The following is a 22,097-nucleotide window of genomic DNA, read 5'->3' on the forward strand; positions in this document are numbered from 1 at the left end:
ATGTTAAATTGTTTTACACATTGCCAGCGGATTAAGTCAACTAAAAGCGAGGACCGAGATGAAAAAAACGGTAACGGGCGTAGCGCTCATGATGCTGTTCAGCACGGCGGCAGCGGCGAAAACGCTGGTTTATTGTGCAGAGGGATCGCCAGAAAACTTCAACCCCCAGCTTTACACCTCCGGCACCAGCGTTGACGCCAGCGCGGTTCCCATCTTTAACCGACTGGTAGAGTTTAAAACCGGCACCACTGAACTGGAGCCGAGCCTGGCGCAACGCTGGGATATCAGCCCTGACGGCACGGTTTATACCTTCCATCTGCGGCAGGATGTTCACTTTCACAGCAATAAATATTTTAAGCCGACGCGCACATTCAATGCTGACGACGTGATTTTTTCCTTTATGCGCCAGATGGATAGTAAAAATCCTTACCACAACGTTTCTGGCGGGACCTATGCCAATTTCGAAAGCCTGGAATTTGGCACCCTGATCAAGAAGATTGAAAAAGTAGACGACCATACGGTGCGCTTTACCCTGGCACATGCTGAAGCGCCGTTTCTGGCCGATCTGGCATGGTATTTCGCCTCAATCCATTCCGCCGAATACGCGGATAAAATGTTGAAGGCGGGCACGCCGGAGCGCGTCGACAGAGATCCGGTTGGCACCGGCCCTTTCCAGTTGCTGCAGTATCAAAAGGATTCGCGCATTCTCTATAAGGCTTTCCCGGAATACTGGCAGGGCAAAGCGAAGCTGGATCGGCTGGTGTTTACCATTACGCCGGATGCTTCAGTGCGCTATGCCAAGCTGGAAAAGAATGAATGTCAGGTGATGCCGTTTCCTAATCCAGCCGATCTGCCGCGCATGCAGGAAAACCCGGATCTGGTGCTGATGAAAAAGTCAGGGCTGAATACCGGTTTCCTCGCGTTTAACACGCAAAAACCGCCGCTGGATAATGTCAAAGTGCGTCAGGCATTAACCATGGCGATCAATAAACCGGCGATTATCGAGGCGATTTTTCATGGGACCGGCAGCGTTGCCAAAAATCTGCTGCCGCCTGATGTCTGGAGCGCAGACAGTGCGCTGAAGGATTATGCCTGGGATCCTCAGCAGGCGCAGCAGCTGCTGGCGCAGGCGGGCATTAAGCCGGGCACCGTTATCGATCTCTGGGCGATGCCGGTGCAGCGTCCTTACAATCCCAACGCACGGCGCATGGCGGAGATGATCCAGTCCGACTGGGCCAAAGTGGGCATCAAGGCGCGCATTGTCAGCTATGAGTGGGGCGAATATCTCAAGCGGGTAAAAAACGGCGAACATCAGGCGGCGCTGATGGGGTGGACCACCGCCACCGGCGATCCGGATAATTTCTTCAGTCCGTTGTTTAGTTGCACCGCCGCCAATGGCGGCTCCAACTCGGCTAAATGGTGCTATCAACCGTTTGAAAAGCTGATTAACCAGGCGCGTACCGAGCAGGACCACAACAAGCGCATTCAGCTTTATCAGCAGGCGCAGCAGGTGATGCATGATCAGGCACCAGCGGTGATGATCGCCCATTCCACCCTGTTTGAACCGGTACGTAAGGAAGTCATCGGCTATCAAATCGATCCTTTTGGCAAACATATCTTTTATCAGGTCGATCTTAAAAACTAAACGCTGGCCGTTGCACACTCACTCAGGTAAAGCGCGGGGATTGATCCGCGCTGTACTGTATCGCTTCTGAAACAGTTTTATTACCCAGGGAATGGCCGTTATTACATTAATAATCGTGAACAAACTCACAGCCCATTCTTTTTTCCAAACCCAATACATGAACTCTCTCGCAAAATAATATGGCCGCTATGGAAACCGGTTTCCATTTTGTTTCCTATAGGCAGGTCGAAACCGTGAGAAGGCCAGGATCATGTATAAAATTATGCTTTGCTGTTCTGCCGGAATGTCTACCAGCATGCTGGTAAAGAAAATGCAGGATGAAGCCGCAAATCGTGGGCTGGAAGCGGAAATCGCCGCCTTCAGCGCCACCGAGTTTGATGAACGCTTTGCCCACTATGACGTGGTGCTGCTGGGGCCGCAGGTAAAATATATGCAGGAAAGCCTGGCGGCGAAAACCGTTAGCGAAGGCATTCCGGTTGCCACCATTAACATGATGGATTACGGCACGATGCGCGGTGATAAAGTACTGGATTATGCGATCCAGCTGATTGAGCAGAAAGGGGTGGCATAATGGCATCACTTTATCAGGGCTTAATTAATATCATTGAGCGCAAGATTACGCCGCTGGCCGGTGCTGTCGGTCAGCAGCGCCATGTTGTGGCTATCCGTGACGGCTTTGTCTCTGCGCTGCCGTTTATGATAATCGGCTCCTTTATGCTGGTATTTATTTTTCCGCCCTTTGCCGCCGACAGTCAGTGGAGCTTTGCGCGCGGCTGGCTCGATCTCTCGCTGCGCTATCGCGACCAGTTGATGCTGCCGTACTATCTCAGCATGGGCGTAATGACTTTTTTTATCTCGGTTGGCATTGGCGCCAGCCTGGGGCGACACTACAAGCTCGATCCGGTAATGACCGGCCTGCTGGCCTTTATGGGTTTTCTGCTGGTGGCCGCGCCTTATCAGGATGGTAAAATCGCCACCGACTATTTCTCTGGCCAGGGGATCTTTACCGCCATTCTTACCGCTATCTATACCAGCGAAATTTATGCGCTGCTGAAGCGGAAAAATATCACCATCCGCCTGCCGAAAGAGGTGCCTACCGGGGTTGCGCGCTCGTTTGAAATTTTGATTCCGGTGATCGTGATTGTCGCCACGCTGCATCCGCTTAATTTGCTGGTAGCCTCCTGGACCGGCATGATCATTCCACAGGCGATTATGCATCTGTTGCAGCCGCTGGTTTCCGCCTCCGATTCCCTGCCGGCGGTGCTGCTTTCGGTACTGATTTGCCAGATCCTCTGGTTTGCCGGCATCCACGGCGCGCTGATTGTCACCGGCATAATGAATCCCTTTTGGCTTACCAACCTGGCCGCCAACCAGGCGGCACTGGAAGCGGGGCAGGCTCTGCCTCACACCTACCTGATGGGCTTCTGGGATTTTTATCTGTTGATTGGCGGCGTCGGCTCCACGCTGCCGCTGGCATTCCTGCTGCTGCGAAGCCGGGCAGCGCACCTGCGTACCATTGGCAAAATGGGCATCGTGCCAAGCTTCTTTAATATCAATGAACCGATTCTGTTCGGCATGCCGATTATCATGAACCCGCTCTTTTTCCTGCCGTTTATTCTGGTGCCGATGATCAATGCCGTGTTTGCCTGGACCGCCACCAAATTGGGCTGGGTGGCGCAGGTGGTTTCAATGGCGCCCTGGACGACGCCTGCGCCGATTGGCGCTTCCTGGGCGGCAAACTGGGCATTTAGTCCGGTAATAATGTGTCTGTTCTGTATGGCACTTTCCGCGCTGATCTATCTGCCGTTTGTTAAAGCGTGGGAGCGTAGTCTGTTACAGCAGGAAGCACAGGCCAGTCAAAGCGCAGCGGCGTCCGGCGCCGGATTGCAAACCCCATAAGGAGCACCATTATGCACTATCAGTTTCCCGCAGACTTTTGGTGGGGCAGCGCCAGCAGCGCGCCACAATCTGAAGGCGAAAGCCTGAACTTTGGCAAAAGTGAAACCATCTGGGATCGCTGGTTTGCTGAAGCGCCGACCCGTTTTCATCAACAGGTGGGGCCAGCACAGACTTCAGCTTTTTATCAGCACTGGCGTGAAGATATCGCCTTGTTGAAACAGTTGCGGCATAACACTTTTCGTACTTCGATTGCCTGGTCGCGCCTGATCCCGGACGGGCGCGGCGCGGTTAACCCCGAAGCGGTGCGCTTTTATAATCAAATCATTGACGAGATGTTAAGCCAGGGCATCACGCCCTTTATCAATCTGTTCCATTTTGATATGCCGATGGTGATGCAGCAGCTAGGCGGCTGGGAAAATCGCGAAGTGGTTGAGGCCTATGCGCAATACGCACAAACCTGCTTCCGCCTGTTTGGCGATCGGGTGAAACACTGGTTCACCTTTAATGAGCCGATTGTGCCGGTGGAAGGCGGCTATCTGTATGATTTCCATTACCCTAACGTGGTGGATTTTCGGCGTGCGGCGACGGTGGCCTATCACACCATGCTGGCGCACGCGCGCGCGGTGCAATTGTTCCGCCAAGGGCAATATCCGGGTGAAATTGGCATTATCCTTAACCTGACGCCCTCTTACCCACGCTCAGCGCATCCGGCTGACCAGCAGGCGGCGCATATCGCCGATCTCTTTTTTAACCGCAGCTTTCTCGATCCGGCGCTGCTGGGCCGCTATCCGGCTGAGCTGGTTGTGCTGTTGGAAGAGCATCAGCAATTACCTGCCAGCCAGCCCGGCGATCAGGCGCTGCTGGCGGAAGGGCGGGTCGATTTACTGGGCATCAACTACTATCAGCCGCGTCGGGTGAAATGCCGTGATTCGCTGGTCAACCCACAGAGTCCGTTTATGCCGGAGTGGTTTTTCGAACATTATGCGATGCCGGGGCGCAAGATGAATCCGTATCGCGGTTGGGAAATCTACGAAAAGGGTATTTATGACATTCTCAGCAATCTGCGTGAGCATTACGGCAACCCGCGCTGTTTTATTTCTGAAAACGGCATGGGCGTTGAGGATGAGCAGCGTTTTGAGCAGCAGGGACAGATCCAGGATGACTATCGCATCGACTTTGTGCGCGAACATTTAATCTGGCTGCATCGGGCATTGCAGGAGGGATCGCACTGTCTGGGTTATCATATATGGACCTTTATCGATAACTGGTCATGGAGCAACGCCTATAAAAACCGGTATGGTTTTGTGCAGCTCGATCTTGACAGTCAGCAGCGCCGCGTGAAAAAAAGCGGTGAGTGGTTTGCGCGCGTAGCCAGCGAGCATGGGTTTACGCAAAACAGCGATTGAGCGGAGAGATAAGCACCCTTATGGCGAGTATTAATGATGTTTCGCGCCTGGCAAAAGTATCAAAAGCCACCGTTTCCCGGGTGCTCAGCGGCAGTCGCGGCGTTAAGGAAGAGAGCCGCGACGCCGTGCTGCGCGCCGTTGAGAAGCTGAATTATAAACCAAACGTCATTGCGCAATCCTTAAGCTATCAGAAAACCCACTGTATCGGCGTGATCTGCGCAACTGAACATGTGCAGCAGGCTACCGGCTATCTGCAGGCACTGGAAAAGGCGCTGAGCCAGGAGAGTAAACATCTGCTGCTGCGCTTTGCCAACAGCGCGCCGGCGGTTGCGCAGGCGATGGAAGAGCTGGGATCCGGGCGCTGCGATGCGGTGATGGTGGTGGGGGCGCGCTTTGCGCTGCCGGATGAAGCAAAGCAGGCGGTGCTGATTGATTGTCTCGACGGCGGTGAAGGGCCACAGCTGGCCATTGACTACCAGTTCGCCAGCCTGACCGCCTGTCATTACCTTTTCAGCCAGCAGCGACGCAAAATCGTGCTGTTTAACTTTAGCCACGGTGAGGCGGCGGAGCAGGTGCTGGCAGGCTATTGCGATGCGCTGGAGAGCGTCGCGCTGCCTTATAACCGTCAGCTTATCTGCGGCCAGGAGGAATCGGTCAGCGTTGCGCTGCAAGCCCTTATCAATCGTCATACTGCATTTGATGCCTTACTGGTGACCGACTATATCAAAAGCCGTGAGGCGATTGCGCTGCTGCGTCGCTATCAGCGTCAGGTGCCGCAGGATGTGATGGTATTCAGCCTTGACGGCGCGGTGCCGGTGGTCGGCGCGCCAGATATGCCGCAAATGGCGTGGCCGCTGGATATGCTGGCGCAGCGGGCGCTACAGTTGATCAGCGGAGAGCAGGCCTGTTTTCCTCCGTTGCGTGGCAGCCTGATTGCGCCCTGAGAGATGAGCTCAGAGGTTGTGACATTGTCACTTTCTCTGTGTGACAATGTCACTTACTGGCAGCCCGGCTTGATAGAGTGCGTGACCCCGGCAGAATAAGGCGAGTAGCGTGGATAGCGCCACGCCGCTCGCTTATCCACTTATTTAAACTGCAAATAGGCTACGTGGGTTTGCAGATACTCTTCCAGTCCATGACGGCCATCGGCACCGCCGATACCTGACTTACGCCAGCCCGCATGAAAACCCTGCATTGCCTCAAAATTTTCCCGGTTGATATAGGTTTCACCAAATTTCAGCTGGCGCAGGGCGATCATCGCGGTATTAAGGTTTTGCGTATAGAGCGAGGAGGTCAGGCCATATTCGCTGTCGTTAGCCAGCGCAATCGCCTCGTCCAGCGTGCGGAAAGTGGTAACCGGCAGGACCGGGCCGAAGATCTCCTCCTGCATAATCGCCATATCCTGTTTAACGCCGCTCAGGATCGTGGGCTGGAAGAAATAGCCGGTCTCGCCAGCGCGCTTCCCGCCGGTAATCAGCTGAGCGCCCTGTTGCAGCGCATGCGCCACTTTTTCTTCCACGCGCAGCAGGGCAGCGGCACTGATCAACGGCCCCATATCCACATCTTGCTGTTCCGCCGGATTACCCCAGGTTATCTTGCTGAAGGCCGTGGTCAGACGCGACATAAAGGCGTCATAGATGCCTTCCTGTACGTAAACGCGCTCGGCGCAGTTACAGACCTGGCCGGAGTTGATGATGCGTGAACTCACAATCGCTTTTACTGCCAGATCGAGATCGGCATCGTCCATCACAATCGCTGGCGCTTTGCCGCCCAGCTCCAGCGACACTTTAGTCACATTTTGCGCCGCCGCCGTCATGGTCTGAATTCCGGCATTGACGCTGCCGGTAAGGCTGACCATGCCTACCTTTGGATTGGCGGCCAGCTCCTGGCCCACCACCGGACCGTAGCCGAAAACAATATTAAGCACCCCTTTAGGCAACCCCACCTGCTGCGCAATCTCAGCAAATATCACCGCGTTGAGGGGAGTAACTTCGCTGGGCTTGAGCACAATGGTATTGCCGGTGATCAGTGCTGGCGCTGCTTTACGCGCAATCAGAAAGAAAGGAAAGTTCCACGGCAAAATGCCGGTCGTCACGCCAATCGCCTTTTTAAAGACGAAAATATTTTCATCAGGGCGATCGCTTTGCACGATTTCGCCCTCGTAACGGCGTGCCCACTCCGCCATATAGTCAAGATAGTCAGCGGTAAACAGCACTTCGGTTTGCGCCAGGCCCCGGGTTTTTCCCCCTTCGGCAACAATCGTTGCGGTCAGCTCCGGTTCACGCTGACGGATGGCGGCGGCGATTTTATGCAGCCAGACGCCACGCTCTACCGCCGGCAACGCTTCCCACTGCGGCTGTGCCGCCTCAGCCGCATCGATAGCGCGCTGCGCATCTTCGCGGCTACCTTCCGGCACCTGAGCAATCACCGCTTCCGTTGCCGGATTGATTACCTCAATCCAGGCACCCTGATGAGACTGAAATTCGCCGTCGATATACATTTGTTTTTGAATAATTGCCATTCATCCGCTCTCCGTTATCAATTCTGCTTTTTCTGGTTAATAAAAAGATATGGAATTGTTTGATTTTGCCACCTTGACCTGGACGCAGAGATTTGACCTTCCGCTGAATGCCATTGCGCTTCAGGAACTGGCAAAAATACAGGGATTAACCTGACGAGGCTGGCATAACCTGAAATTCATCTTTTGAAGCAAGGGGTTAGCGCGGCGGCGGCTGCAATGGACGCAACAGGGTGATTGTAATGAATTTGTGATCGTTATCGCGGCCATCTGCTGATTTTTGCCACAAGGGGACACAGGCGGGCAGCCAGCGAAAGGCTGGTGAGGAAATGAACTCTTTAGACTCGCGGTAACCGGGAGAGTCTTCTCCTGCTGGCCTCAACCTTACGAAGGAATAACGATGAACAACGCAATCCTTGCCGGCATTCTCTGGCATCTGGTCGGTGCCGCCAGCGCCGCCTGCTTCTATGCCCCTTTTAAACGCGTCCGACACTGGTCATGGGAAACCATGTGGTCAGTGGGCGGCCTGATGTCCTGGTTAATTCTGCCCTGGGCGGTCAGCGCGGTGCTGTTGCCCGATTTCTGGGGCTATTTTCAACAGTTCAGCGCCGCGCAGCTGCTGCCGGTATTTTTGTTTGGCGCCATGTGGGGAATAGGCAACGTTAACTACGGGCTAACCATGCGCTATCTCGGTATGTCGATGGGGATTGGTATTGCCATCGGCATTACGCTGGTGGTCGGGACGTTGATGACGCCGCTTTTGCAGGGGCGTTTTATGGTGCTGTTCAGCTCCGCTGGCGGACGGATGACGCTGCTGGGCGTCCTGATTGCGCTGATCGGCGTGATTATTGTTTCCCGTGCCGGTTTCCTGAAAGAGCGTGCGCTGGGTATCAACGCGGAAGAGTTCAATCTGAAAAAGGGGCTGGTGCTGGCGGTGCTGTGCGGGATTTTTTCCGCCGGTATGTCATTCGCGATGGATGCGGCGAAACCGATGCATGAGGCTGCCGCCGCTGCCGGCATCAATCCCCTCTACGTCGCTTTGCCAAGCTATGTGGTGATCATGGGGGGCGGAGCGCTGGTAAACCTGGCCTGGTGCTTTGTCCGTCTGGCAGTGAAGCCGTCGCTGTCGCTAAAAGCTGATTTCTCGCTGGCGAAGCCGCTGCTGGGGGCGAATATTGCCTTTGCTATGCTGGGCGGCCTGATGTGGTATTTGCAGTTCTTTTTCTATGCCTGGGGTCACGCCAACATTCCGGCGCAGTATGACTTTGTCAGCTGGATGCTGCATATGAGCCTGTATGTGCTGTGCGGCGGCATAGTCGGGTTGCTGATGAAAGAGTGGCATGCGGTAGGACGTCGTCCGGTTCGTGTACTCTCTGTAGGTTGCCTGGTCATTATTCTGGCGGCAAATGTCGTTGGGATGGGAATGGCAGGCTAACGGGCAGAAGAGCCTGGCCGCACGGCAGGCTCTTCTGAGCGAATGCAGGGTTTGAGGTGGCATCAGGGAGAGCGGCGAAGGCTTTCACACAGCGGCGTTAAAAGCAAAACCGGGCTATTTTTGCTGTTCCGGCAGCGGCTGTGGCTTGCTGGTGCGCTCAAAACGCTGACGCCAGGCGCTGGGAGTAAACCCGGTTTCGCGGGTAAAAACGGCGGAAAAGTAGTTGCTGTCATCAAAGCCGCAGCGGAACGCCACCTCACCAATCAGCAGATCGGTATTGCGCAGCAGATATTTAGCCTGGCAGAGCTGCAGCTGACGCAGATAATGACCAATGGTCATGCCGGTTTGCTGGCGAAACAGCTGCTTCAGAGCGCGTTCGCTGAGCCGGTTATGCTGACAAAAAGCGGCAAGATCGAAGGGGCGGGCGGTGCTGGCCTGAATGGCGGACATCAGCAGATCGAGCTGCTCGCCTTCCGGCAGTTCGCCGGCGCGTTCGGCCACGTAGCGATGCCGCCGCAGAATAAGCGCCAGCTGCAGGAACAGCGCCTCCGCCAGCTGCATTGAGAGCATATCGGTTTTACGGCTCTCCTGCTCCAGCTGTACAATCACGCCGCGCGCCAGCGCCATGCCGCGCGTGGTTAAGCGCCAGTGGGCGCGATAGTCCGCGTCATCCAGCGGCAGCAGCTGGCTCCAGTCCAGCCCGAGCCGAAAGCGTTCCGGGCAATAGAGAATATTATCCAGCACCAGATCGTTTACCGACTCATAGCTGTGGCAGTCGCTGTGCTGGATATAGAAGAGATCGCCGCAGGTCACCAGCCAGGGACGATCGTTAAGCACATGCAGACCGTTACCGCGCCAGACGATGACAATTTCGCTGAATTCATGACGATGAGGCGGAAAAGAGGGCTGCGGCGCCCGGTCGGCTACCGCCACCGGCATCGCTTCAGAGGGAAAATAGTCCGCCTTCGCCAGAATTAACCCCATGCTGTTCTCCTGTTACCACATCTGTTGTCGCTCAGCGCGCGGGGCGCAGCCAAATTCACGGCGAAACAGGGTCGAAAAATGATTGCTGTCGCCAAAGCCGCACTGAAATGCAATATCGGTAATCCGCATTTCGCTGTGGCGCAGCAGGTGACGCGCCTGCAAAAGGCGCAGCCGGTTAAGGTAGCGCTGCGGTGTACTGCCGGTTTGCTGTTTAAGCTGGCGATGGAGCGTGCGCAGCGAAAGTGAAAAGCGATCGGCCAACGCATCCCAGTCAATATCTTCACTGTAGTGTTCGTTTAGCCAGTCAAGCAGGCGCAACAGACGAGCCTCCTGCGCATCGCTCCCCTGTTCCCGGCAGCCCTGACGCAGCAAAACCAGCAGTTGCATAAAGGTGAGTTCCTGTTGCACACGCTGCTCTATGGCATCGCTGCCGTCAGGCTCCTGCAGCTGCGCTACCAGCGTTTTCGCCTGTGCCATCACCCGATTACTGATGCGCCAGTGGGAAGGGTAACGACCATCGCACTCCTGCGGCAGTAAATCCTCCAGCCCGGTCAGAAAGCGAAACGCCTGCGGACCGCGCCACAGTACATTGGTCAGAAATAAATTTTCCGTTTGCTCATAAAGATGACGATCGTGATCGCGAACAAAACAGACGCAGCCGCCACACAGCGACTGGGGCTGGCCGTTAAAGATATGAATGCCGGCACCCTGTTCCACCAGCACGATTTCATGAAAATCATGATGATGTTCAGGGAACACGCTTTGCGGGGCGCGGGGTTCAATCGCGACCGGCAGATCGCCATCTGGAAAAAAATCGGCACTATGTAATACGGTCATGGTGCGTCCTCGTTGACCTCTGTGTGACCGATACTAGCCAGCGCGTGCTTAACTTACCTTGAATTTTGCACCGCAAAACAGGGTTAACCGGTTAATTTTTCAAGAAACAGCTGGAAATCTTCAGAATTGCGGCAAGGGTCACATCGTGTTGCGGCAACAGGGAACAACAGATCTGTGAGCTGCTTCACGCTCTTCTTTACGCCCCTGCCAGGCGGATTAAAACATTGGCACTGGCAGCAAGGTGCAGAATTCACAGCTTTTTACACTGGTGAGCATGTTTCATCAGGAAGCGAATCTTATGACGCACCGCAATTTTGTTGCCATCGACCTCGGCGCCTCCAGCGGCCGTATTATGCTGGCGCGCTACCAGCCGGAAACGCAGGCGCTTACGCTGGAGCAGGTTAGCCGCTTTGCGAATCAACGTTGTCAGATTGACGGGTATGACTGTTGGGCTATCGACGCGCTGGAGCAGTCGATTCGTGCAGGACTGGAGCAGCTGCTGGCGAGCGGCGTGGTGCCGGACAGCATCGGCATCGATACCTGGGGCGTGGATATGATCATGCTCGACCAGGCCGGCGAACGCGTCGGCCTGCCGGTTTCCTATCGCGATAAACGCACTCACGGCCTAATGGCGCAGGCGCAGCGCGAACTTGGTCGTGATGTTATTTGGCAGCATACCGGCATCCAGTTCCTGCCCTTTAATACGCTTTATCAGCTACGCGCCTTCAGCCAGGCACATCCTGAACAGCGGGATCGCGTCGCGCACGCCCTGATGATCCCCGATTATCTGCAGTACCGTTTGACCGGTCAGCTGAACTGGGAATATACCAACGCCAGCACCACGCAACTGCTGAATCTGGCTACCGGCGAGTGGGACAGCACGCTGCTGAACTGGGCTGGCGCGCACGCCGGGTGGTTTGGCAAGCCGCAGCTGCCCGGTATGCCGGTAGGGGAATGGCAGAGCCGCAGCGGCGCACGCATCCCGGTGGTCGCCGTCGCCACACACGATACCGCCAGCGCCGTGCTGGCGACACCGCTCGCCCGCAGCGATGAAGCCTATCTTTGTTCAGGCACCTGGTCGCTGCTGGGTTTTGAAAGCCGCACGCCGTTCAATGACCACGCCGCGCTGGAGGCCAATATCACCAATGAGGGCGGAGCGGAGGGGCGCTATCGCGTTCTGAAAAACATTATGGGGCTCTGGCTGCTGCAGCGCATCTGCGATGAGCTGCAAATCGACAATCTTTGCGCACTGATTGATGAGGCTGCGCATTATCCCGCCTGTTTGTCGATTATCGACGCCAACGATGCGCGCTTTATCAATCCGGCCAGTATGGTGCGGGAAATTCAGGATGCCTGCGTAGAGCAGGCGATGCCGGTGCCCCACAGTCCGGTAGCGCTGGCGCGCTGCATTTTCGATAGTCTGGCGCTGCTCTATCGGCAGGTCAGCGAGGAGCTGGCCGCGCTGCGCGGCACCGCTTTTACCCGTCTGCATATTGTGGGCGGCGGCAGTCAGAATCCGTTGCTGAATCAGCTCTGCGCCAACGCCTGCCAGTTGCCGATTAGCGTTGGCCCTGTTGAGGCCTCAACGCTGGGCAATGTCGGCAGCCAGCTGATTGCTCACGGCGAAATGGCGGATGTTAACGCTTTCCGCCGCTGCGTTGCCCGGAATTTTCCTTCTCATCTTATTCAACCTCTCTCAGACAGCGCGCTAACCGACGGCTGGTTGCGTTTTCAGGCGCTGAAACAACCGCGTAAGGAACTATGCTTATGACCAGGCTTACAGAACAGGCTTTTGAACTGGCGAAACAGCGCTATGCTGATAACGGCGTCGATGTCGAAGCCGCAATGGAGCAGCTGGATACCATCCCGGTATCTATGCATTGCTGGCAGGGGGACGATGTACGCGGTTTTGAAAATCCGCAGGGCGCGCTGACCGGCGGTATTCAGGCCACCGGTAACTATCCGGGCCGCGCGCGTAACGCCTCTGAGCTACGGGCAGATGTTGATGTGGCCCTGGAGCTGATCCCCGGCCCGAAACGCTTTAACCTGCACGCGATTTATCTGGAAAGCGACGGGCCGGTGGAGCGTAATGAGATCGAACCGCAGCACTTCGCTAACTGGGTGAGCTGGGCGAAAGAGCGTCAGCTGGGACTGGACTTCAACCCAACCTGTTTCTCCCATCCGCTGAGCGCCGACGGCTTTACGCTATCGCATGCGGATGAGCGCATTCGTCAGTTCTGGATCGATCACTGCAAAGCAAGCCGCAAAGTTTCCGCCTGGTTCGGCGAACAGCTGGGTACGCCCTCGGTCATGAATATCTGGGTGCCGGATGGCATGAAAGATGTAACCGTGGATCGTCTGGCTCCGCGTCAGCGGCTGATGCAGGCGCTGGATGAGGTGCTGAGCGAAAAGCTGAATCCGGCCCATCATATCGATGCTGTCGAGAGCAAGCTGTTCGGCATCGGGGCAGAGAGCTATACCGTGGGCTCTAATGAGTTTTACCTGGGCTATGCCACCAGTCGCCAGACCGCGCTGACGCTGGACGCTGGCCATTTCCATCCTACCGAAATGATCTCCGACAAAATCTCTGCCGTGATGCTCTATGTGCCGCGTCTGTTGCTGCACGTCAGCCGTCCGGTGCGCTGGGACAGTGATCATGTGGTGCTGCTGGATGATGAAACCCAGGCAATAGCGCATGAAATTGTGCGTCAGAAGCTGTTCGATAAGGTGCATATCGGCCTCGATTTCTTTGATGCCTCGATCAACCGCATCGCCGCCTGGGTTATCGGGACGCGTAATGCCAAAAAAGCGCTGTTGCGTGCGCTGCTGGAGCCAACCGGGAAGCTACACGCCATTGAAGCTGCCGGTGATTACACGGCACGCCTGGCGCTGCTGGAAGAGCAAAAATCACTGCCGTGGCAGGCGGTATGGGAAAGTTACTGTTTGCGCCACGATGTGCCGGCGGATGCAGGCTGGCTGCGCAGCGTGCGCGATTATGAAGAGCAGATCCTCAGTCAACGGTAAGGATGACACTTATGCAATCGATTCTTTCTTCCTGGTTTGTCCAGGGAATGGTTAAGGCCACCAGCGACATGTGGCTAAAAGGCTGGGATGAGCGCAACGGCGGTAATATAACCCTGCGCCTGCTGCCGGAAGAGGTAGCCGCATTCCAGCACGACTTCGTGGCTGAACCGCGCTGCATTGAACTGAGCCGGGCGGCACCGGGGCTGGCCAATGACTGGTTTATCGTGACCGGTTCCGGCAAGTTTTTTCGCAACGTGCAGCTCGATCCCGCTGACTCTCTGGCGCTGCTGCAGGTGGATGATAAAGGCCTCTCCTGTAAAATTCACTGGGGGCTGGTGAACGGTGGGGTGCCAACTTCCGAGCTGGCCTCCCATTTCCAGTCTCACAGCGTGCGCAAGCAGCTTACCAACGGCGCCGATCGGGTGATTATGCACTGCCATGCCACCAACTTTATGGCGCTGAGCTATGTTGTGGAGCTGGATCCGGCACGCTTTACCCGCCTGCTGTGGGAAGGCAGCACTGAATGTCTGGTGGTTTTCCCGGATGGCGTTGGCATTGTGCCCTGGATGGTGCCGGGCACCGATGAAATAGGCGATGCCACCGCTAAACAGATGCAGTCGCACAGCCTGGTGATGTGGCCTTTTCACGGTATTTTCGGCGCAGGGCCGACGCTGGATGAAACCTTCGGCCTGATCGATACCGCTGAGAAATCGTCGGAAGTGTTGGTAAAGGTCATCTCTATGGGGGGGCTGCGCCAGAGCATAACCACTGAACAACTGGTGGCGCTGGGTAAACGCTTTAACGTTAATCCCTGGCAGGCCGCACTGGATACGGGACCGGCCCATGTTGCGTAAAGCCTTTGTGATGCAGGTTTATCCAGACTGCCATGAAACCTATCAGCAGCGCCACTCGCCTGTCTGGCCTGAACTGGAGCAGACGCTAAAGGCGCATGGGGCGCATCACTACAGCATTTTTCTGGATGAGCAGCGCAGCCTGTTGTTTGCCTGTGTGGAAATTGAATCGGAAGAACGCTGGGAAGCGATAGCGCAGACTGAGATCTGCCAGCGCTGGTGGGCATCAATGCGTGAGCTTATGCCCTCAAATGCAGATAATAGTCCGGTAAGCCAGCCGCTGAAGCCCGTATTTTATCTGGAGTAGCGGGCAGATTATCACCCCGCACGACGTTAAACGGACGCAATAATGAAGGGGCCGAATGGCCCCTTCATTCATTTAACCATTGCTGCGTAGCTGAGGATAGCGCCGGAAAATAAAGATGCACCAGAACAGCGCCAGCAGGCCAAGGATACCGCCGACATTGCCGACATCTGCCATTTTGAAATGTAGGCTGACCTGATTACCTAACAGCGCACCTGCGCCTATGCCAATGTTATAGATGCCGGAAAAAAGCGACATCGCCACATCGGTAGCGTCCGGGGCCAGCGACAGCACGCGTACCTGCATCGCCAGGCCAATGGTCATCATGCCCATACCCCAGACCACACAGAGCACGGAAACCGCAACCGGATGAACCGCTGCGAACAGCAACAGCCCCATGCACAATGTAATCAGTCCGATAGCGCTCAGCAGCAGCGCGGAAGGGAATCTGTTGCCCAGCAGGCTAAAGATAATACTGCCAACAATGCCCGCTGTGCCAAAAATCAACAACAGGAAAGTAGTAAAGTTTTCCCCCTGTGAGGCAATCACCTGCATAAAGGGTTCGATATAGCTGTAGGCGGTATAGTGAGCGGTGACCACCAGCGTAACCAGCAGATACATGCCGACCAGCGCCGGACGTCTGAACAGCATCGGCACGCTACTGAGCGAGCCGGTATGCTCACTTGGCAGCTTCGGCAGCAGCTTAATCAACATCAGCATCAGTACCAACGCCGACGCGCCGATCATACCGAAGGTCATACGCCAGCCAAGATACTGGCCGATAATGCGTCCAATCGGCACGCCCAACACCATCGCCAGTGCGGTGCCGGTAGCCAGCATGCTGAGCGCCTGAGTTTTCTTGCCGGCAGGGGCAACGCGGATCGCCAGCGAGGCGGTAATCGACCAGAAGATAGCGTGTGCCAGCGCAATACCAATGCGTGACAGCACCAGTACCGGGAAACTCCAGGCCAGCAGCGACAGGATATGGCTCAGGGTAAACAGCAGGAAAAGTACCGTCAGCAACAGCCGGCGCTCTATATTGCGTGTTGCCAGCATGAGCGGGAGCGACATTAATGCCACTACCCAGGCATAGATGGTCAACATAATGCCTACTTCAGGCGTTTCCATGGAAAATGACGCGGCGATATCAGAAAGCAGACCCACCGGCACAAATTCGGTGGTGTTGAATATAAAAGCTGCGACAGCCAGCAGAACAACGCGTAGCCAGGCCGTTTTACGGGAAACAGATGTTTGCATAGGAATAAATGGATGCCAGACGTGTTAACAGAATTGATGATTTCATCACCAAAAGGTGATTTACATCACATTTAATGACTATTGTGGTCGATTTACAGCAAGAGTGAAACAGTGCGATAAAAAAATATCCTTACAAACATCCGTCTAACCTGAAAGGGCGCGACGGTAGGATATCCGGCTCTGGCAGTCTGAAGGGGTTCAGCGGCGCCAGAGCCTGAAGCTGTGTGTGTAGTCTGCAACGTTAGCAGGAAGAGAGTGCAGTAATAGATGTCTGATTTTTATGGGATTCTTTTTTCTTTTTTGGCAGAGGGCAGCAGTTTTTGCATCCTTCAGCACGGGCGTAATACTTTTTTGCCTGCTTGATCGCATCAAGCGGCGCATAGAAAGTGCCTAAGAAAAAGCGATCGTTTTCAGGCGCGAGCGAAGCACAGTGGGCGGAATGAACCCGATAAACACCTGACGAGCCAGCCTTGATATTAACGTAATAAAATTTCCCCATGATGCGTTCTCTGTTGATGAAATATTTTGCAACATGGTTATTTAATATAGTGCGTTTTTTTAAAAAGCCCAGTAAAAACAAAAATAGCGTTCTCAGGACGCTAAAAAAATAATGACAGACGTTTTTTCATTTATAAAATACTCTAATAAACAGATAGTTAAGTTTATTTATCATGACTTAATGGATGTTGAAAAGAAAAATGAGACGGTAATTTTTATGTGAAGAACATTAGCGTCAAATTAATTGAATGAGAATTGTTAATATTTTTCAATATTTATGAGTGGTTGCTTGTTGTTAATATTTCATCAGCGACTATCCGGTCAATAATAATAAAAGACCGGATAATCCATCCTGGTACTACCTGGACGTTCTGGCTGCCTGACAGGAAGCGACAAAGGTGCGTTTTGAGCCTAAGGTACGCAGCACCAGAACCAACATCAGCAGCCATTCCGCTGCCAGCGTAGCCAGCACTGCCTGTTGATAATCTCCCTGCTGTAGCATTTGCGTAAACAGCGAGCCCAGCGCCATGGGGCCCATACCAAATGCAGCCTGTTGCACCGTAGACAGGGTAGCACTACCGGCCCCGGCATAATCGGTAGGGACGTCAGCCATGCCAATACGATAAAACGTGCTGACAATAAGCGCCTGACCACCGCCGATAATCGCTGTTGCGGGTATCAGGGTGAAGATATTTACCGTTAACCAGCCGTAGTAAAAGGTTGCCATCAATAACAATAAGCCGCTCATCTGTATAACGCAGCCCAGCAGCAGGGTATGGCGTTTACCCAGCTTTTCCACAATCCGCGTCGAACTGACGGAAACGATAAAGTAGGTCGCGCCTAAAGCAATAAAAGCGTTGCCGGATGAAAAAGCGTTCATACCAATGCCTGACTGCAGCGTGAGAGCGACGGCAAACATAAAACCGCTCCAGCAGCTAAAAAACAGCACTGCCAGGCTGATGCCGAAACGCATACTGGGCAAGCGCAACAGTACCGGAGGCAGCAACGGCGCGCCGCCACGCTTTTCCAGCGCGATTTCTGTTCGCCACAGCTGTATCAGCAGCAGCGGGAACAGCATCAACAGCAACAGGCACGGCCATGACCAGTGCAGCACCGGCCCGAGTGCCAGCGCCACCATCAAACTGCCGGTTGCGCCCGCGAGCAGCAACGTTCCGGCTTTATCGATCGGCAACGGCTGAGCATTGCGGGTTTCAGGGATAAAACGCCTTGCGGTCAATAAGATCACCAGGCAAACCGGCAGGTTGATCAAAAATACGCTGCGCCAGCCGTAACCGGCAATATTTGCGCCGATCAAAAAGCCACCCAGCACCTGACCGATAATAAAGGCCAGCCCGCCAATGCCTCCATACAGACCAATCGCCCGCGCATGTTCGCGTCCCTGCAGCGTAACGTGCAGCGTGGCCAGAATTTGCGGCACCACCAGCGCTGCGCCAATGCCCTGGAGCGCGCGCGCCAGCAGCAGAGTAATAACATTGTTTGCCAGGCCACACAGCAGCGAGGCCAGAGCAAATAACCAAACGCCGCTGATAAACAGGCGACGACGGCCAAAGTTATCGCCCAGGCGGCTACCCATCGCCAGACAGACGGCAAAGGTGATGCCATAAATCGCGACGATCAACGCCAGCTCAATGGCGGTTGCGTGCAGGCTGGCGGCCATCGCATCCAGCGCAACGTTAACAATGGAGAAATCAATCATTGGCAGCAGTTGACCGGCGAGCAAAACCATCAGTCCGGCTTTTCTTAACGTTGTCGTGTTCATAACGCTTCTCTTGTTTTTGTTACAGGTGGGGCTTAGCATCAACCATTGATTAAACGGGTACCAGTTTTTGCTTATCATGGTATTAGTGCTACCAGCCTGACCAGGGAGAAGAGAAAATGCCAAACGCAAGCCGTGCGGAAACGCCGGAAAAATCGGGCAGCCGCCTGTTAGGCGACTTTTTGCGGAGCCGACGTGAGAGTCTCGATCCGGTGCGGCTTGGCCTGCCGCGTATGCGCCATCGTCGGACGCCGGGCCTGCGTCGGGAAGAGGTGGCGCAGTTGGCTGATGTCGGCGTAACCTGGTACACCTGGCTGGAGCAGGGCAGAGAGATTAAAGCGTCAGCTAAAACCCTTGCTGCTATCGCTACGGCGTTACAGTGTAACGAAGCGGAGACGCAGCATCTGTTTCGCCTTGCCGGGCAAGCGTATCCGGCGTCTCAGGCTGCTAAAGCCTGCGCCAAACTGTCGGCCCATACGCGCATTATGCTGGACAGCCTGAATCCGCTGCCCGCCGTGGTGCAAAACCAGCGCTTTGATATTATGGGACACAATCAGGCCTGGGCGCGCCTGATGAATGTTGATGTGGAAACCCTGCCACAAGAGCAACGCAACTGTATGTGGCTGGCGTTTAATCATGCTGGCTGGCGCAGCGCCGTCGCCGACTGGGAAGAGGTGATGCCGCATATGGTGGCAATGTTTCGGGCGCAAATGGGCGAGCACCTGGGCGATCCGCACTGGGAAGATTTTCTGGAACGGCTGCTCACCAGCTCAGCCGAATTTCGCGATACCTGGCAACGCTATGAGCTACGCAGCATTGAAAATCGGGTGAAATATTTTTCTCATCCTCAGGCCGGCAGGCTGGCGCTGCGGCAGAATAACTGGTGGTCGGCACCGCGTAACGGCGATCGCCTGCTGGTTTATATTCCTGACGATGAGGCCAGCGCGGCTGCGCTGAAGATCATCACCACGGCTAACTAAGAGAAAACGGATTGCAACAGAAGATCGCTTATCCCGGTTTGGCCGGCATCGTTATGTTAGGCATGGTACAGATCATCGCATGGGGCGGATCTTTCTATATTATGGCGGTGCTGGCCGCGCCAATAAGCCGGGAGACAGGCTGGTCGCAGCAATGGATTTACGGTGCGCTGTCGCTGGCAATTCTGATCTCCGGCATGCTGGCACCCTTATGCGGCCGTATCATCGCCCGCACCGGCGGACGCACTATGCTTGCTGCCAGCGGCGGCGTACTGGCTGCGGGTCTGGTACTGGTCGGACTGAGTCATTCGCTGTGGCTTTTTCTGCTGGCCTGGACCATTATCGGCGTGGGTATGGCAATGGGGCTGTATGATGCGCTGTTTGCCACGCTAGGCACGCTGTATGGTGGAATGGCACGCCGCGCCATTACCAGCATTACGCTCATTTCCGGCTTTTGTACCACGCTGGTATGGCCGTTTTGCGCTTTGCTTATTGAATGGCTGGGATGGCGGCATGCCTGTTTTGCTTATGCTGCATTATTGGTGGTTAGCGTCCTCCCGGCCTGTTTGTTTTCTTTACCGGCCGGAGGCGGTCGCAAAATCAGCCTGGTCACTAACACGGCATCAGGCAAACAGGAGGCGATAGCGCAGGATCTCTTCTGGCTGCTGTGCGCTATCTTTACCCTGGCGTCGGTGATCATGACCGCCATTTCGGTACAGCTGATTACGTTATTGCAGAGTCAGGGCTATACGCTGGCTGCCGCGCTGGCGTTAAGCGCCATCCTGGGGCCGTGCCAGGTGGCTTCGCGCGTGGTGGATATGGCATTCCGGCGCGGTCATCCGCTCTGGACCACGCTGTTTTCAGTGGGGCTGGTCGCGCTGGGGCTGCTTATTCTGTTGCTGTTTCCCCATCTGGCGATAATCGGCATGTTGCTTTACGGGGCGGGTAACGGTCTTCGGGCGATTGTGCGCGGCACGCTGCCGCTGGCGCTGGTAAAACCGGAAGAGTATGCCATTGTCGCCGGGCGGATGGCGCGGCCAGCGCTAATTGGGCAGGCGCTAACCCCATTAATCGGTGGCTGGGTTTTTCAACACTTTGGTGCGCAGGCTACCTTGCTGCTGCTGTGCGCGCTGGCGCTGATCAATGTGTTGCTAACCGTACTGTTAAAAATGCGGCTGCCGCAGCAGCGGGCAATGCCTGAGAAATCGTAACGGCAGGGCAGCAGGGCGCAACCCGCGTTGCCCGCTTTTCGCAGCGAAAAAGCAGCGAAGAATTGTGATTATGTGCCTTGCGCCCTTAGTTGGCTTCATAAAAGCAACTGTGTTTGTTATATTATTTCGTATGATTCTTCACAGCCGCGGTGCCAAAAAGAATAAGATTCGCCGCAACTCAGGATGATGAAATGTTAGATTACCGCTTCCCGACAGCTTTGCAGATGGTTTTGAGCGTAGCGATGGCGGAGCAGTCAGGCAAACGCTCCACCAGCGCCATTCTGGCGTATGGTCTGGAAGCTAACCCAAGCTTTATTCGTAAGCTGATGGTGCCGCTGACGCGCGATGGCATTATCGTGTCCACGTTAGGCCGTACCGGTTCGATTCACCTCGGACGGCCCGCCGATCAAATAACGCTGCGTGATATTTATGTCTCAGTAATTGAAGACAAGAAAATTTGGGCATCGCGACCTGAAGTTCCCGCGCGTTGTGTGGTAAGCGCAAATGCCTGCTGGTATTTCAAAGCCATTGCTCAGGAGGCGGAAGAAGCCTCGCTGAAGGTGCTGGCAAAGCGCACAGTCGCCGATGCGCTGGAAGAGCTAAAAATCAGAGATACCAGCGGCTGCGAGGCCGTTCCTGAACCAGAAGCTGAAACACCATGCAAAAAGAGCCGCTAAATGCGGCTTTTTTTATCTTTGTTGATCCTTACTGTGTAACCAATCTGCCTGCCGCATAGCCCGCACTGTTTTTAGTTACAACATACTAATTAGAGATGCCAATAAGATACCTTAGCACCGAGGATTACATTGCCTTGCAGCTACTGCGTTAATTTCTGTACATGTCGCTGAAGGTAGTTGCTAACCCCCTAAGCCTCAGCTGCAAGCCGAAATCACGTCCTTTATGTCGTAAAGCCTGCTCACCAAATCAGGCTGTGAATTGCAGTTCAACGTACAACATCCGCTTTTGCCAGAAGGGGACATTAAAAAACCTTAGATCGATTAAATGACAGGAAATAAAGCAGCACAAAGCTTACATCCGTCCTGTTCTGAGTGCATTTAACCAGTCGGGACGGTTATTCGCGCTCGCAACTGAAGCGGCTGACTCCCAGTCATAATCAATCGCTTTAAGTTCTGCATTCCATAACCCGTTATGTCGTTCCACAATTGCATAGCGGTGTAGCGTGAAGACGATCAAACGCATGCCTGTCGGACAGGCTCATATCTGAAACATCCTGTTCAAGGAGTTGCCTTTCGTGATTACCTCTTATAGTCGGAATGTTAAGAGGTATCAGCCTGTCAGCGGTTTCCGCAGGGAACAGCCCTCCCGAAACGATGTCTCCCAGATTCACGATCTTATCGACACCCTGAGACTGAATGTCTGCCAGCACAGCATCCAGCGCCGGAAGGTTTCCATGGATATCTGATATTACTGCCAGTTTCATGCTGCTTTCTCTGTATTGTATTAACTTTTAGGC

The 22,097-nt window shown here is 54.8% G+C and carries 20 protein-coding genes; 13 read left to right on the forward strand and 7 right to left on the reverse strand.

The annotated features are described in order from the left end of the window. Positions 1 to 58: 58 nt before the first annotated feature. From ACQE3Z_RS05330 to ACQE3Z_RS05350, 5 genes are all read left to right on the forward strand, one after another. On the forward strand, positions 59 to 1,645 hold the full coding sequence (locus ACQE3Z_RS05330) for an ABC transporter substrate-binding protein (RefSeq protein ID WP_426972525.1): 1,587 nt from the start codon (positions 59 to 61) through the stop codon (positions 1,643 to 1,645). Positions 1,646 to 1,895: 250 nt separating this feature from the next. After that, positions 1,896 to 2,216 carry a PTS sugar transporter subunit IIB gene (locus ACQE3Z_RS05335; RefSeq protein WP_426972526.1) on the forward strand — a complete coding sequence of 107 codons (321 nt, stop codon included), beginning with the start codon at positions 1,896 to 1,898 and terminating at the stop codon, positions 2,214 to 2,216. Then, complete coding sequence (locus ACQE3Z_RS05340) at positions 2,216 to 3,544, forward strand: PTS sugar transporter subunit IIC (protein ID WP_426972527.1); 1,329 nt, start codon at positions 2,216 to 2,218, stop codon at positions 3,542 to 3,544. The genes ACQE3Z_RS05335 and ACQE3Z_RS05340 overlap by 1 nt, the downstream gene beginning before the upstream one ends. Positions 3,545 to 3,555: 11 nt before the next feature. Next, on the forward strand, positions 3,556 to 4,950 hold the full coding sequence (locus ACQE3Z_RS05345; RefSeq protein WP_426972528.1) for a glycoside hydrolase family 1 protein: 1,395 nt from the start codon (positions 3,556 to 3,558) through the stop codon (positions 4,948 to 4,950). Between the two features lie 20 nt (positions 4,951 to 4,970). Continuing rightward, on the forward strand, positions 4,971 to 5,894 hold the full coding sequence (locus ACQE3Z_RS05350) for a LacI family DNA-binding transcriptional regulator (RefSeq protein WP_426972530.1): 924 nt from the start codon (positions 4,971 to 4,973) through the stop codon (positions 5,892 to 5,894). A 140-nt stretch (positions 5,895 to 6,034) separates the two neighbouring features. Here the strand turns inward: ACQE3Z_RS05350 and aldA are convergent, their stop codons facing one another. Further along, on the reverse strand, positions 6,035 to 7,471 hold the full coding sequence (gene aldA / locus ACQE3Z_RS05355; RefSeq protein WP_426972531.1) for an aldehyde dehydrogenase: 1,437 nt from the start codon (positions 7,469 to 7,471) through the stop codon (positions 6,035 to 6,037). Positions 7,472 to 7,868: 397 nt separating this feature from the next. On the opposite strand from aldA, the gene rhaT reads away from it, so the two are divergent. Continuing rightward, the gene (gene rhaT, locus ACQE3Z_RS05360; protein ID WP_250649991.1) at positions 7,869 to 8,903 is read left to right on the forward strand and encodes an L-rhamnose/proton symporter RhaT; all 1,035 of its coding nucleotides are present in this window, start codon (positions 7,869 to 7,871) and stop codon (positions 8,901 to 8,903) included. Positions 8,904 to 9,017: 114 nt separating this feature from the next. On the opposite strand, the gene rhaR is transcribed toward rhaT, so the two are convergent. Together rhaR and rhaS are read right to left on the reverse strand one after the other, a co-directional pair. Continuing rightward, positions 9,018 to 9,887, reverse strand: a complete 870-nt coding sequence (rhaR, locus tag ACQE3Z_RS05365; RefSeq protein ID WP_426972533.1) for an HTH-type transcriptional activator RhaR — start codon at positions 9,885 to 9,887, stop codon at positions 9,018 to 9,020. A 12-nt stretch (positions 9,888 to 9,899) separates the two neighbouring features. Further along, entirely contained in the window at positions 9,900 to 10,724 is an 825-nt protein-coding gene (gene rhaS, locus ACQE3Z_RS05370; RefSeq protein ID WP_426972535.1) for an HTH-type transcriptional activator RhaS, read from the reverse strand. A 298-nt stretch (positions 10,725 to 11,022) separates the two neighbouring features. Here rhaS and rhaB point away from each other — a divergent pair, with 298 nt between their 5' ends. The 4 genes from rhaB to rhaM are packed head-to-tail and all read left to right on the forward strand — an operon-like array spanning position 11,023 to position 14,906. Next, positions 11,023 to 12,495: a rhamnulokinase gene (gene rhaB / locus ACQE3Z_RS05375; RefSeq protein ID WP_426972536.1), complete on the forward strand. Its 1,473-nt coding sequence runs from the start codon at positions 11,023 to 11,025 to the stop codon at positions 12,493 to 12,495. Continuing rightward, positions 12,492 to 13,748: an L-rhamnose isomerase gene (locus ACQE3Z_RS05380; protein ID WP_426972538.1), complete on the forward strand. Its 1,257-nt coding sequence runs from the start codon at positions 12,492 to 12,494 to the stop codon at positions 13,746 to 13,748. The genes rhaB and ACQE3Z_RS05380 overlap by 4 nt, the downstream gene beginning before the upstream one ends. 11 nt (positions 13,749 to 13,759) lie before the next feature. After that, positions 13,760 to 14,602: a rhamnulose-1-phosphate aldolase gene (rhaD, locus tag ACQE3Z_RS05385; RefSeq protein WP_085071694.1), complete on the forward strand. Its 843-nt coding sequence runs from the start codon at positions 13,760 to 13,762 to the stop codon at positions 14,600 to 14,602. Then, entirely contained in the window at positions 14,592 to 14,906 is a 315-nt protein-coding gene (gene rhaM / locus ACQE3Z_RS05390; protein WP_426972539.1) for an L-rhamnose mutarotase, read from the forward strand. The genes rhaD and rhaM overlap by 11 nt, the downstream gene beginning before the upstream one ends. A 72-nt stretch (positions 14,907 to 14,978) precedes the next feature. Here rhaM and ACQE3Z_RS05395 read toward each other — a convergent pair whose 3' ends face one another. The 3 genes from ACQE3Z_RS05395 to ACQE3Z_RS05405 all read right to left on the reverse strand — a co-directional run bounded on the left by ACQE3Z_RS05395 (position 14,979) and on the right by ACQE3Z_RS05405 (position 18,438). Next, positions 14,979 to 16,160: a sugar transporter gene (locus ACQE3Z_RS05395; protein WP_426972540.1), complete on the reverse strand. Its 1,182-nt coding sequence runs from the start codon at positions 16,158 to 16,160 to the stop codon at positions 14,979 to 14,981. Positions 16,161 to 16,401: 241 nt separating this feature from the next. After that, positions 16,402 to 16,740, reverse strand: a complete 339-nt coding sequence (locus ACQE3Z_RS05400; RefSeq protein WP_426972541.1) for a hypothetical protein — start codon at positions 16,738 to 16,740, stop codon at positions 16,402 to 16,404. Positions 16,741 to 17,016: 276 nt separating this feature from the next. Further along, complete coding sequence (locus tag ACQE3Z_RS05405; RefSeq protein ID WP_426972542.1) at positions 17,017 to 18,438, reverse strand: MFS transporter; 1,422 nt, start codon at positions 18,436 to 18,438, stop codon at positions 17,017 to 17,019. Between the two features lie 116 nt (positions 18,439 to 18,554). On the opposite strand from ACQE3Z_RS05405, the gene ACQE3Z_RS05410 reads away from it, so the two are divergent. The 3 genes from ACQE3Z_RS05410 to ACQE3Z_RS05420 all read left to right on the forward strand — a co-directional run bounded on the left by ACQE3Z_RS05410 (position 18,555) and on the right by ACQE3Z_RS05420 (position 21,300). Further along, complete coding sequence (locus ACQE3Z_RS05410) at positions 18,555 to 19,415, forward strand: helix-turn-helix transcriptional regulator (protein ID WP_426972543.1); 861 nt, start codon at positions 18,555 to 18,557, stop codon at positions 19,413 to 19,415. A gap of 53 nt (positions 19,416 to 19,468) precedes the next feature. Further along, positions 19,469 to 20,623: an MFS transporter gene (locus ACQE3Z_RS05415; protein WP_426973064.1), complete on the forward strand. Its 1,155-nt coding sequence runs from the start codon at positions 19,469 to 19,471 to the stop codon at positions 20,621 to 20,623. 191 nt (positions 20,624 to 20,814) lie between these two features. Next, on the forward strand, positions 20,815 to 21,300 hold the full coding sequence (locus tag ACQE3Z_RS05420) for an RrF2 family transcriptional regulator (RefSeq protein ID WP_426972544.1): 486 nt from the start codon (positions 20,815 to 20,817) through the stop codon (positions 21,298 to 21,300). A 470-nt stretch (positions 21,301 to 21,770) separates the two neighbouring features. Here ACQE3Z_RS05420 and ACQE3Z_RS05425 read toward each other — a convergent pair whose 3' ends face one another. Further along, on the reverse strand, positions 21,771 to 22,064 hold the full coding sequence (locus ACQE3Z_RS05425) for a metallophosphoesterase family protein (RefSeq protein WP_426972545.1): 294 nt from the start codon (positions 22,062 to 22,064) through the stop codon (positions 21,771 to 21,773). Positions 22,065 to 22,097: the final 33 nt, after the last annotated feature.

It is taken from the genome of Pantoea sp. FN0307 (genome assembly GCF_050113815.1).
Classification (GTDB): domain Bacteria; phylum Pseudomonadota; class Gammaproteobacteria; order Enterobacterales; family Enterobacteriaceae; genus Mixta; species Mixta alhagi.